This window comes from Micromonospora noduli, assembly GCF_003264365.1.
GTDB lineage: Bacteria > Actinomycetota > Actinomycetes > Mycobacteriales > Micromonosporaceae > Micromonospora > Micromonospora noduli.
This window is the reverse complement of sequence record NZ_PYAK01000002.1, coordinates 64,206-76,156: the sequence shown is the minus strand read 5'-3', so window position 1 is coordinate 76,156 and position 11,951 is coordinate 64,206. Positions and strand designations below refer to the sequence as shown.

General features: G+C 70.3%; 12 protein-coding genes and 1 riboswitch. Of the genes, 6 read left to right on the top strand and 6 right to left on the bottom strand.

Annotated elements, in window-relative coordinates; all coding sequences use genetic code 11:
* Positions 1-44: 44 nt before the first annotated feature.
* Entirely contained in the window at positions 45-677 is a 633-nt protein-coding gene (locus GUI43_RS01905) for a TetR family transcriptional regulator (RefSeq protein ID WP_249037623.1), read from the bottom strand.
* A 180-nt stretch (positions 678-857) separates the two neighbouring features.
* Between GUI43_RS01905 and GUI43_RS01900 the strand changes: the two genes are divergently transcribed.
* Positions 858-2,360 (top strand): MFS transporter, encoded by a 1,503-nt coding sequence (locus GUI43_RS01900; protein WP_112697741.1) that lies wholly within the window; start codon positions 858-860, stop codon positions 2,358-2,360.
* 79 nt (positions 2,361-2,439) lie between these two features.
* On the opposite strand, the gene GUI43_RS01895 is transcribed toward GUI43_RS01900, so the two are convergent.
* Genes GUI43_RS01895 through GUI43_RS01885 form a run of 3 tightly spaced genes read right to left on the bottom strand, consistent with a single transcriptional unit; the run spans position 2,440 to position 3,997 of the window.
* Positions 2,440-3,036: a histidine phosphatase family protein gene (locus tag GUI43_RS01895; protein WP_211326627.1), complete on the bottom strand. Its 597-nt coding sequence runs from the start codon at positions 3,034-3,036 to the stop codon at positions 2,440-2,442.
* A complete protein-coding gene (locus GUI43_RS01890; RefSeq protein ID WP_112602557.1) occupies positions 3,033-3,803 on the bottom strand; it encodes a CbtA family protein in 771 nt (256 codons plus the stop codon). Before GUI43_RS01890 ends, GUI43_RS01895 begins: the two co-directional genes overlap by 4 nt.
* Positions 3,794-3,997: a CbtB domain-containing protein gene (locus GUI43_RS01885; RefSeq protein WP_112589832.1), complete on the bottom strand. Its 204-nt coding sequence runs from the start codon at positions 3,995-3,997 to the stop codon at positions 3,794-3,796. The genes GUI43_RS01890 and GUI43_RS01885 overlap by 10 nt, the downstream gene beginning before the upstream one ends.
* Before the next feature lie 35 nt (positions 3,998-4,032).
* Positions 4,033-4,176, bottom strand: a riboswitch (cobalamin riboswitch).
* A gap of 273 nt (positions 4,177-4,449) precedes the next feature.
* Here GUI43_RS01885 and GUI43_RS01880 point away from each other — a divergent pair.
* From GUI43_RS01880 to GUI43_RS01860, 5 genes are all read left to right on the top strand, one after another.
* A complete protein-coding gene (locus GUI43_RS01880) occupies positions 4,450-5,328 on the top strand; it encodes an amidohydrolase family protein (RefSeq protein WP_249037622.1) in 879 nt (292 codons plus the stop codon).
* A 320-nt stretch (positions 5,329-5,648) separates the two neighbouring features.
* A complete protein-coding gene (locus GUI43_RS01875) occupies positions 5,649-6,656 on the top strand; it encodes an ABC transporter permease (RefSeq protein ID WP_091406814.1) in 1,008 nt (335 codons plus the stop codon).
* A 40-nt stretch (positions 6,657-6,696) separates the two neighbouring features.
* Positions 6,697-7,749 (top strand): ABC transporter substrate-binding protein, encoded by a 1,053-nt coding sequence (locus GUI43_RS01870; protein ID WP_112697737.1) that lies wholly within the window; start codon positions 6,697-6,699, stop codon positions 7,747-7,749.
* Complete coding sequence (locus tag GUI43_RS01865) at positions 7,749-8,567, top strand: ATP-binding cassette domain-containing protein (RefSeq protein WP_112589823.1); 819 nt, start codon at positions 7,749-7,751, stop codon at positions 8,565-8,567. Before GUI43_RS01870 ends, GUI43_RS01865 begins: the two co-directional genes overlap by 1 nt.
* The gene (locus GUI43_RS01860; protein ID WP_249037621.1) at positions 8,564-9,583 is read left to right on the top strand and encodes an aldo/keto reductase; all 1,020 of its coding nucleotides are present in this window, start codon (positions 8,564-8,566) and stop codon (positions 9,581-9,583) included. Before GUI43_RS01865 ends, GUI43_RS01860 begins: the two co-directional genes overlap by 4 nt.
* 10 nt (positions 9,584-9,593) lie before the next feature.
* Here GUI43_RS01860 and GUI43_RS01855 read toward each other — a convergent pair whose 3' ends face one another.
* Both GUI43_RS01855 and GUI43_RS01850 read right to left on the bottom strand, forming a co-directional pair.
* Positions 9,594-10,316: a FadR/GntR family transcriptional regulator gene (locus GUI43_RS01855; RefSeq protein WP_112589820.1), complete on the bottom strand. Its 723-nt coding sequence runs from the start codon at positions 10,314-10,316 to the stop codon at positions 9,594-9,596.
* 11 nt (positions 10,317-10,327) lie between these two features.
* Positions 10,328-11,725 carry an enolase C-terminal domain-like protein gene (locus tag GUI43_RS01850; protein WP_112697735.1) on the bottom strand — a complete coding sequence of 466 codons (1,398 nt, stop codon included), beginning with the start codon at positions 11,723-11,725 and terminating at the stop codon, positions 10,328-10,330.
* Positions 11,726-11,951 lie beyond the last annotated feature (226 nt).

The window sequence follows — 11,951 nt, the reverse complement described above, 5'->3', positions numbered from 1 at the left end:
CCGTGATCACGGCCCGCCCCACGCCGCATCGCAGAGATCAAATTTCAGCGCGGTGGCAGCAGCGCGTCGACCAGGTCGCGCAGGGGCCCGACCAGATCCTGTTCGGTGGCGGAACTCAGCGGTTCCAGCCGGATCGACGATCGCAGCACCGCGACTCCGATGCCGGCGGCGAGGGCCATCTGGGCGCGGAGCAGGAGCTGTTCGCTGCCCGGTTCGCCCGGACGCCACCCGCGAGCCGCCGCCAGTTGTTCACTGGAACGGACCAGCACGCCGCGCCGGATCTCGTCGGCTCCCGCGTCTCCGGACGATCGCAACAGCAGTGACAGCTGGCTCGACAGGCCTGCCGCGCCGAGGTCGGCGATGTGCCGGGCGATGGCCTCGGGCACCCGGTCGGCCGGCGTCTGGCCGGTGGTTCGGCGCAGCTCGTCGCCGGCCGCGCGCAGGCACGCCTCGAACAGGCCTTCCTTGGACGTGAAGTAGCGGCTGATGAGCGCCACGTTGACGCCCGCGTCGTCGGCGATGTCCCGGACAGTGGTGGCCGCGTAGCCGTCCCGGGCGAAGCGTTGGCGAGCGGCGTCGAGCAGCAACTGCCGGGTCTCGGCCGCGTCCCGACGGCGACGCTGGGCCGGTTCGCCGGCGGTGTTGCTGGTCGCGGGGACAGGCGGTTCTGCTGTCACGACGCGTCCTCTCTGTCGCTCTGGCTCGGCGTCGGTGCCTAGTAAGTAAACATATGTTGACTTTCCGCCGACCGCAACGTCCGGTGCGGTCCGAGGGTGACGTAAACGACTGTTGACATGGGTCCCAGGCTGCGCATACTGGCTAAGTCAGCAAACGTTTACATCTAGTTCGGGGATTCCATGACCCACACCATCGAGGAGCCGACCCGCCTCGGCTCCGCGCCCGGCGCCGCCCCGCGCGCCAACAGCACGCTTCTGGTGCTGTACCTGTCGCTGGGCGGCCTGGCGTTCGCGGTGCTCCAGTCGCTGGTGGCGCCCGCGCTGTCGACCATCGGAAGGGACCTGGGCGTCTCGACCGGAGACATCAGCTGGGTGCTCACGGCGTACCTGTTGGCCGCCTCGGTGCTGACGCCCATTCTCGGACGTCTCGGTGACATGATCGGCAAGCGTCGGGTCCTCATCGGCGTCCTCGCGGCCCTGGCCGCGGGCACCCTGCTCGCCGCCCTGGCCCCCAACCTGACAGTGCTGATCGTCGCGCGGGCGCTACAGGGAGCCGCAGGAGCGATCCTGCCGTTGTCGATCGGCCTCGTCCGCGACCAACTGCCCCGGGAGAAGGTCGGCGTCACCGTCGGCCTGCTGTCGGCGATCTTCGGGGTCGGCGCCGGTGTCGGCATCGTGGCCGCGGGCCCGATCGTGGAGCACCTGTCGTGGCACTGGCTGTTCTGGCTGCCGCTGGTCCTCGTCGTCGTCGCGCTGCTCGGAGCCATCTTCGGAATGCCCGAGTCGCGGGTCCGCACGCCCGGGCGGCTCGACATGCTCGGCGCGGCCATCCTGTCGGTCTCGCTGGTCTCGCTGCTGCTGGCCGTGAGCAAGGGGCAGGGCTGGGGCTGGACCGAGCCGAAGACAATCGGCCTGTTCCTGCTCGGCGCGGTCGCGATGGTGGTGTTCGTCCGGGTCGAGCTTCGCGTACGCGAGCCGCTCATCGACATGCGCCTGATGCGGATTCGCGGTGTCTGGGCCACCGACCTCGTCGCCCTGATCCTCGGCTTCGCGATGTTCGGGACGTTCGTGCTGGTGCCGACCCTGCTGCAACTTCCTGCCGCCACCGGGTACGGGTTCGGCAAGACGGTGTCCCAGGCGGGCCTGTTCCTGCTGCCCACCGTCCTGATGATGGTGGTCTTCGGTCCCCTCGCGGGCCTGCTGGACCGTCGCTTCGGTCCCAAGGTTCCGATGTTCCTCGGCACTGTCGCGGTCGTCGTCGCATTCGCGCTGCCGGCTCTCGCGCACGGCGCGACCTGGCAGGTGCTGCTCTCCGGGGTGCTCACCGGCGCCGGCATCGGCCTGGCGTTCGCGGCGATGTCCAACGCCATCATCGAGAGCGTCCCGGCGGGGCAGACCGGCGAGGCGAGCGGCGTCAACACCATCGCCCGCACCATCGGCAGCAGCATCGGCGCGGCGGTCGTGGCGGCCGTCATCACGTCGAACAGCACCCCGCAGGGGCTGCCCACCGACGCGGCGTTCACCGCCGGCTTCTGGGTGTGCGCGGGCGTCGCGGTCCTGGCCGTCTTCGCGGCACTGGCCCTGCCCTCGGCGCGTCGCCGTCACGAACAGGCCGTCGCCGCCGGTGTCGACGACCTTCCGCCCGAGCCGGTCGAGCTGCACCTGCCCCACCGGCATCACTGAGCAGGCGGCTGACAGTCGCCGAACGAGCGCAGGCCGTGTCCACTCGTGGTGGACACGGCCTGCGCCGTTCGGTTCGACCTCAACCTGCTCGCGGTGCGCCCAGTCGGAGCTGCCAGCGCGCGCCCCGGCTGGTGAGCCGGACGACGGCCAGGGGCTCCACGTCCACCTGCCGGTACGTCGCCATCGGAAGACCGAGGGCGTGCACCACCGCGACCCGGATCACCAGTGGGTGGGTGACCGCGATGACGCGTCCACCGGCTTCCTGCTGCTCGTCCAGCCAGCTGCCGACCCGATCCCGCACGGCCGTGACGGACTCACCGCCGTGCGGCGCGGACCCCGGTGCGGACAGCCAGTCGTGCAGCGCCTGCGGCTGCGATTCAGCGATCTCCTCCAGCGACCGTCCGGACCAGTCCCCGTAGTCACAGTCGGCCAACGCGGTCTCGATCGTCGGCAGCAGGCCGAAGGCGTCGGCGGTCTGTCGGGCGGCCACCGCGGGGCTGGACAGGCAGGTGGCGTTGACGCCGAGGGGCCCGCGCCGGTCTGCGCCCGCCTGGGCCTGGGCGAGTGCGGCACGCAGGCCACCCTCGTCCAGGCCGTCGTCGGCGCCGCCGAAGCGGGCCCGGCGCAGAGCGGCGGTGTGACCGTGGGCGACCAGCCGAAGGCTGGTGCCGGTCACGTGCTCGGCAGTGCGGTGCCGGCCCGGCGACGCCGCTCGTGGTGCATCAGGGCCGCGAACAGCAGGCCGATGCCGGTCCAGAGCACCACCTGGGTGCCGAGCGAGGCCAGTCGGAAACTCCACAGCAGGGTCGCCGGGAAGTCCGCCGGAACCTCCTGGAAGGACGGCATCACCACGTACGACACTGCCGTGACCAGCAGGAACCCGCCCGTGGCCCCGGCGGCGCGCAGCCACGTCGGCGCCTGGGCACCGACCGACCGGTAGCCCAGCGAGCCGGCCCACACGGCCACCAGCCCGAGCACCACCATCAACAGGTAGGTGACGGTCCGTTGGTTGATGGTGGCCGGGTCGCCGACCGCCGGCGGGTTCGCCGGGTACTTGACGAACGGCACGATCACCGCACCGAGCAGCGCCCCGCCGGCCAGCAGCAGACCCGACCGCCCGTCGTCGTCGCCGCGACGCCGCCGGGACAGCAGGACGTACGCCGTGGCCAGCAGGCCACCCATCGCGGCCCCGAACAGGCCGGTGGCCAGGAACAGACCGCCGCGCTGACCCGACCGGCCGACCAGGGCGTCCTCGTGATCGTGCGCACCGGCGGCGGGCTCGGCGTGCGTCGCCGCCTCCTCGATGGCGATGGCTGCCTCGACGTGCGGTTCGCCAGCGACGTACGCGAACGCCCCGGCCAGCAGGCCGGCGATCAGGCCGGCCAGCAGCCCGCGGACGAGGACGGCGAGGAACGGGGGAGCGGCGGTGGTGTTCAGTGGCACGGGACGCCCAGCAGGTGCCGGCCGTCGTGCATCAGCTCGTGCAGGTACATCCCGCTGCGCGACACCGCCCCCTGGTCGAAGGCGACGAGGTACGCCAGCAGGGTGAGCACGGCAACGGTCGCCAGAGCCGTCCACATCAGACGCGCACTGCCAGCGGGGTGCACCACCGGCTGGCTGGAAGCGGAGCTAGACATGAATACACGAACCTCCCCAGGGATGACGCGTCCCCATCGCAAGGCTGCGGACGACCGAGCGTCCTGGCTCGCGGCCCCAGTTGTGGTTGGGGACCGCTCACAGTGGCGCGACCGCGCCGGATTCACACCGGCTTCCCTCGCGTCGCCGCAGATAGTGGGTCGACGGTAGCGGTGCCGCCTCGGGCGGTCAACCCGGACCCCGGGCACCGAACGCGGCACCCATCGCTCGGTCAACGAGCCGACTGAGCCGCAGGGTGCCGGCGGATTCGTCAGACCAAAAGGCGACACTGCCGCCAGCCGGTCGTAGCGCGCGTTCCGCGACTCGTGAACACTCTGTTACCGCTAACATGGTCAACCTGCCAGATCGGCTCTGTGGCTCCGGGTCGACCCGGAGGGTTTCGATCAGCGGCGGGGCGGGGTGCAGAGTGGACGAACACACCAGGACGGGGCCGGTGACGACCGGCGAGGTTGCGCGACGACAGGGCATTGTCGACGCGCATCATCACCTCTGGGTCCGGGCGCGGCACCCACAGCCCTGGATCGACCCGCACACCATGGCCGCGATCGACGACGACTTCACGCCGGTCGAGCTCGCCCCGGCAACCCGGGCCGCCGGGGTCACCCAGACCGTGGTCGTCCAGTCCGTCGCCGTTCGGTCGGAGACGCCCGAGCTGCTCGGCATCGCGGCCGACGACCCCCTCGTCGCCGGGGTCGTCGGCTGGGTCGACCTCACCGCCGCCGATGTCGACCGTCGCCTCGCCCGGCTACGCAGGGCCCGCGGCGGCGAACGGCTGGTCGGGATCCGCCACCTGGTCCAGTCCGAACCCGACCCGACCTATCTCGACCGCCCCGACGTGCGGCACGGCATCGCCGCGGTCGGTGCCGCCGGCCTCGCCTTCGACCTCCTGGTGCGCCATCATCAGCTGCCGGCGGCCGCCCGGCTCGTCCACGACCTGCCCCAGGTGCGGTTCGTCCTGGACCACCTCGGCAAGCCCCCGCTCGGGCGCGCCGATCTCGGTGACTGGCAGCGCGACCTGCTGGCGCTCGCGGCCGAGCCCAACACGACGGCGAAGCTCTCCGGCCTGGTGACCGAGGTGGACGGCCAGCCCTGGACGGCTGCCGACCTGCGGCCCGCAGTCGAGCACGCCCTGGACGTGTTCGGCCCGGATCGGCTGATGTTCGGCTCGGACTGGCCGGTGTGCCTGCTCGCCACCTCGTACACCCGCTGGGTCACAGTCCTCAATGACCTGCTGGACCCGCTGTCCGACGACGAGCGGACCGCGATCTGGCGTCAGACCGCCAGCCGGGTCTACCGGCTGGCCCCGTCCTGAGACGGCAGCGCCTTCCCAACTGGGGACATAGCATGTTATCGATAACACGCTGGCGGCGGCAGCGATGTCGATGTGGTCGGACGTATGCCTTCGGCGGTGCAAGTAACGATGGCAAAACATGCTCGCAAGACCTTGGCAACATACGTGAATGCGTGGCAAGGTAACGCCTGATCGTGGGAAACATCCGACCTATCTCCAAGGGATGTGTGGCCATCTAGCCGCACCACCGTCCGAGCGGGGTCGGTCGCTCACAGGCGTTCGGCTCGTCGGCGGGTCCCCGTCGGACGCCGGCGCCGCGCTTGGGGAGGTCAGGTCCGACGATGAGTAGCGCCGAGGCAACCGCCGGCACGCAGCGCGGCGAACTCAGCGACTGGTTCCGGGAACGGATCTCCCACGCCGTCTCCGAGTTCACCGCCGCGACCGCGCTGGTCGTCCTGTTCATCGCCTTGACCTTCGCGAGTCCCTACTTCCTCACAGCGGACAACCTCTTCAACATCGGCGCCCAGACGGCGGTGATCGCCATCATCGCCACGGCCCAGACGATGGTCATCATCACGAAGGGCATCGACCTGTCCGTGGGGTCCGTCGCCGCGCTCGCCGGCGTGTTGGGCGCGATGGTCGTGCGCGACCTCGGCTTCTCGCTCTGGGCGGCGACGGCGGTCGCGATCGGCGTCGGCGCACTGGCCGGGCTGTTGAACGGCCTGCTGGTGACGGTTGCCCGGATTCCGCCGTTCATCGCGACGCTGGGGACGATGTCCGTGGGTCGGGGCCTGGTCTTCATCATCACCGGAGCGGTCGGCGTCTACGGCCTTCCCCGGTCCTTCCAACTGCTCGGCAACGGGCAGATCCTCGGCATTCCGTTCGCCGTGGTGATCACCGTCCTGGTCGCCGTCGGGGTCGCCTTCCTGCTCTCCCAGACCCGCTTCGGTCAGTACACCTACGCGATGGGCTCCAATCTGGAGGCGGCCCGCCGCTCCGGCATCCGGGTCGGGCGGCACCTGACCGGGGTGTACGTGCTGGCCGGCGTGCTGGTCGGGCTGGGCGGCATGATCGCCGCGTCCCGGGTCAACTCCGGCCAGCCCAACTACGGGATCTCGCTGGAACTCGACGTCATCGCCGCCGCCGTCATCGGCGGAGCCAGCCTGTTCGGCGGGCAGGGCCGGATCGTCGGGACCATCATCGGCGCGTTCCTCATCGCCCTGGTCCGCAACGGCGCCGTCCTGCTCGACATCAGCATCCACTACCAGCAGGTGATCGTCGGCGTGATCATCTGGGCCGCCGTCTACTTCGACCAGTACCGCCGCCGGCGGCTGGAATCACGGGGTTGACATGCCATTCCGAGAGTCCGAACGAGGAAGGACACACACCATGGCACACACCACCACCAGCCGGCGGACGCGAGGACGACTCCTGCGCACGCAGGCGATCCTGGCCGCAGCCGCGGCGACCGCCCTGCTCAGCGCCTGCGGCGGGGTCGAGGTCCGTGACGGCGGCGACGGCGCGACCAAGGACGCGAGCGGCCCGTTGAAGCTCGCCGTCGTACCCAAGGCGGTCGGGGCCGACTACTGGAACACGGTCAAGGCGGGCGCCGAGTGCGCCGCGCAGCGCGCCGGGGACGTCACCGTCCAGTGGGACGGGGTGACCACCGAGACCGACGTCGAGGGCCAGGTCAACCTGATCCAGAACTTCGTCACCAAGAAGGTCGACGGCATCGTCTACGCGGCGACCGACTCCAGCGCGCTGGCACCGGCGACCGACAAGGCACTCAGCGCCAACATCCCGGTCGCCATGATCGACTCCGGCACCAGCCCGCAGCCGTCGAACGTGCCCCTCTTCGCCACCGACAACCGCGCGTCGGCGACCGAGGCGGCGAAGCTGCTCGCCACCGAACTCGGCCCCGGCAACCACGAGGTGGCGCTCGTCGAGTTCCAGCCCGGATCGCAGACCAACACCGAGCGGGTCGACGGCTTCAAGGCCGGTCTCGCCCAGTACCCCAACCTGAAGCTGGTCGGCCAGCAGCCGAGCCGCAGTGACGTCAACGAGGCCCGACGGGTCACCGAGAACATCCTCACCGCCAACCCCAAGCTCGCCGGCGTCTTCGCGGCCAACGAGCCGAGCGTGCTCGGTGCCGCCCAGGCCATCCAGGCCGCCGGCAAGTCCGGCAAGGTGGTCATCATCGGCTGGGACGCGGCCCCGGACGAGATCGCCGGGGTGCGCAACGGCCAGATCTCCGCGCTGGTCGTGCAGAACCCGTTCAAGATGGGCTACTTCGGCGTCGACAAGATGGTCAAGCACCTTCGGGACAAGGCGCCGCTGGCGTCGGCCGACACCGGCGTCACGTTCGTCACCAAGGAGAACATCGACTCGGCGGAGATCAAGGCGGTGCTCGAGCCCAGCTGCGCCCGCCCGCCGGTGCAGTGATGGGCGCGATCCCCACTGCCACCGCGGACAGCCATCAGCAACCCACCGACGCGGAACCGCCGGTCCTCGAAGCCCGCGGCATCGTCAAGCGATTCGGGCATGTGGAGGCGTTGCGTGGCGCCGACTTCACGGTCCGTCGAGGTGAGGTCGTCGCGCTGATCGGTGACAACGGCGCCGGCAAGAGCACCCTGATCAAGACCCTGTCCGGTGTGCACCCACCCGACGAGGGCGAGATCCGGGTCGGCGGCCGCCCGGTCCAGTTCTCCACTCCGGTCGATGCCCGACGGGCGGGAGTGGAGACGGTCTACCAGGACCTCGCCGTCGCCGACGACCTCAGCGTGGCCGCCAACCTGTATCTCGGCCGGGAGATCCTCCGCTCCGGACCACTCGGCCGGCTCGGGCTGCTGGACAAGCGCGCCATGCGCCACGGCGCCGCCGCCGCCCTCGACGAACTCGGCGTACGGATCCCCCGGGTCACCACCCCGATCGCGATGCTCTCCGGTGGGCAGCGGCAGTGCGTGGCGGTGGCCCGCGCCATCATCTGGGCAACCAACGTGGTCATCCTCGACGAGCCCACCGCGGCCCTGGGTGTGGTCCAGACCGGGCGGGTGCTCGACGTCGTTCGGCGTGCCCGTGACGCCGGCATGTCGGTGGTGCTGGTGAGCCACAACATGCCGCAGGTGCTCGAGATCGCCGACCGGGTCGAGGTCTTGCGCCTCGGTCGGCGCGCCGCCCAACTCCGCGCCGACGAGGTCACCACCGACGATCTGGTCGCGGCGATGACCGGCAGCACCAACGTGGATCGGGACGAGCGGTGACGGCTGTCGTCCAGCGGGGCGCGCGCGATCCCGCCCGTCCGACGACCCGCAGCGGCGTCGGTTCGCCGCTGCGGCTGAGTCCACTGGGCTTCGGCGCCTCCCAGGGCGGCAATCTCTACCGCGCGACGTCGGACGAGCAGTTCGCCGCCGCGGTGGACACCGCGTGGGCAGGCGGCGTCCGATACTTCGACACGGCACCGCACTACGGGCTGGGCCTGTCCGAACGGCGCCTGGGCGCGGCCCTGCGCTCCCGCCCGCGCGGCGGGTACGTGGTCTCAACGAAGGTCGGCCGGCTGCTCGTGCCGTCACCGGAGACGGCGCACCGGCGTGATCCGGAGGGGTTCGACGTTCCCGCCGACCATCGCCGGGTCTGGGACTTCAGCCGCGACGGCGTACACCGTTCCCTGGAGGCCAGCCTTCGGCGCACCAGCCTGGACCGGATCGACGTGGTGTATCTGCATGACCCGGACGAGCACTGGGAGCAGGCCACGCGCGAGGCGATCCCGGCATTGGTGGAGCTGCGGGAACAGGGCGTGATCGGTGCCGTCGGGGCCGGGATGAACCAGTCCGCGATGCTGGCCCGCTTCGTGGCGGAGACCGACGTGGACGTGGTGATGTGCGCCGGCCGGTACACCCTGCTGGAGCAGGGCGCCCTGACCGACCTGCTGCCCCTCGCGCAGGCCCGCCACGTCGGCGTGGTGGTCGCCGGCGTCTACAACTCCGGGCTGCTGGCCCGGGACATGCCGCCGACCGACGCCGTCTACGACTACCAGCAGGCGCCGGCAGAGGTGATCGATCAGGCCCGCCGGATAGCGCGGGTCTGTCAGATGTACGGCGTCACGCTGCCCCAGGCGGCGTTGGCGTTCGTCCGTCGTCACCCGGCCGTGGTCTCGACGGTGGTCGGCATGCGTGACGAGGCCCAGGTGACCGAAACCCTGCGTCGATCTGCTGTCGACGTCCCGGATCAGCTCTGGACGGCGTTGTACGACGAGGGGCTGCTCGACGTGCAGCCGTGAGGATCGGCCGTCACGACCGGGCCGTCTCGATGCTGGCGTCAGCGTCGTCGGGTAACCCCTGCAACGACTCCTCCACGCCGATCAGGTGGTTGGCCATCCGGGTGCGCGCCCGCTCCGGGTCGCGCGCCACGAGGGCCTTCAGGATCGCCACGTGTTCGTCATGGGTCCGCAGGTCCGCGCCCTCCTCGTGCAGACTCCGCCAGAGCCGGCCACGGATGGTGCGCCCGGCGAAGGCTTCGATCAGGCCGACCAGCACCGGATTCTCGGCGTGCACCGCGATGATCCGGTGGAAGGCGATGTCGATCTCCATGATCCGCTCGTGGTCCGGCGGTGACTGGCCGATCAACCGGGCCGCCTCGTCGAGCAGGTCACCCGCCTGGGTCAGGGCCTCGTCGGTGATCCTGGTCGCCGCCAGGCAGGCGGCCTCGCACTCCAGCAGACGGCGAACGGTGTGGATGTGGCGGGGGTCGCCCTGGCCCTGGAAGTCCACCACGAAACCCATCGGGGCCAGCAGTTGTGGCGCGTCGAGGTTGGTGACGTAGGTGCCGTCGCCCTGGCGGATGTTGACGATGCCGAGGATCGACAGGGCTGACATCCCCTCGCGCAGGGACCCCCGCGAGACACCGAGCTGCTCGGCGAGGTCCTTCTCGATGGGCAACCGGTCCCCGGGCCTGAACTGCCCTTCGAGGATCATCCGCTTGATGCCGTTGACCACTTCGTCAGTGCGAGACATGACCGACCCCCCTAGCGGCCGGCGGGGGTGGCCTTCCCACCCGCGATCACGTACGCCGCCTCCGGAGATGACACGGTAGTCGGGTCTGTCGCCGCCCAGTAGTGGCCGTCGGGAAACCGGTAGAGCGCCACCGACTCCTGACGCATCCGGGTGGAGTAGCCGGGCTGGCTGGGCAGGACGTATCCGCTGCCGGAACCGGTGTCCCGGATGATGCAGGGATCGGTGAAGTGCTCGTGCAGGTGGTCGACGAACTCGGTGACCCGGTTGGTGAGGTCCCCCGAGATCGCGACGTAGTCGAGCACCGACACGTGTTGGACCATCTCGCACAGCCCGACACCGCCGGCGTGCGGGCACACCGGGACGTCGAACTTCGCGGCGAGCAGCAGCACGGCGACGATCTCGTTGATGCTGGCCAACCTGCCGGTGTCGAGCTGGCAGAAGTCGATGGCCTTGGCCTGGAACAGCTGCTTGAACATCACCCGGTTGTGGCAGTGTTCGCCGGTGGCGACGCCGATCGGCGCGACGGCGCGGCGGACGGCCGCGTGGCCCAGGATGTCGTCGGGGCTGGTCGGCTCCTCGATCCACAGTGGCGTGAACTGGGCGAGGGCGGTGACCCACTCGATGGCCTGACCGACGTCCCACACCTGGTTGGCGTCGATCATCAGGTTGCGGTCCGGCCCGAGGATCTCCCGCGCGATCGCGCATCGGCGGATGTCGTCGTCGAGGTTGGCGCCCACCTTGAGCTTGACGTAGCCGTAGCCGGTGTCCACCGCTTCCTGACAGAGCCGGCGCAGCTTGTCGTCGCCGTAGCCGAGCCAACCCGCGGATGTGGTGTAGGCGGGGTAGCCGGTCCGGTCGAGCTCGGCGAGGCGGGCGGCCTTCGTGCCCTCCTTGGCCCGCAGGATGGCCAGTGCCTCGTCACGGGTCAGCGCGTCGGAGAGGTAGCGCAGGTCCGCGATGTCGACGAGTTGCTCGGGGGACATGTCGACGAGCAGCCGCCACAGCGGCTTGTCGGCGAGCCGGGCGACCAGGTCCCACGATGCGTTCAGCACGGCGGCCAGGGACAGGTGGACGACGCCCTTCTCGGGGCCGAGCCAGCGCAGTTGCGAGTCGGAGGTGAGGAGGCGGTAGACCGCGCCCATGTCCGCTGCCATCGTCGCCACGTCCAGGCCCACCAGAAGCTGTGCCTGGTGGACTGCCGCCGCCGCGACGATGTCGTTGCCTCGACCGATGGTGAAGGTCAGGCCGTGCCCCGCGAGTGGCGCGCCCACGCCGTCGACGCCGTCGGTGTGCAGGACGACGTAGGCCGCCGAGTAGTCGCCGTCCTTGTTCATGGCGTCTGACCCGTCAGCGGTCAGGGAGGTGGGGAAGCGGACGTCTTCGACGGTGACGGCGGTGATCTGCGGCATGCGCTCCTCGCCCGGCTAGGCTAAAGATCAGATGATCACTGGGAGTATACGGAGGGCCGCTCCGGCGCGTCAACGATGTCGATCATCGCAGGCCCACAGACATATGATGTTTGCCTCGCCGTGCCGATCCGCCTTGCCGCCCATCGTGCCGGTTGACGGGTGAAGGTGGCGGGAGTGGCGGTCCGTGGAGATTGGATGTTCCATCCCATCACAGGGCATTGACGGT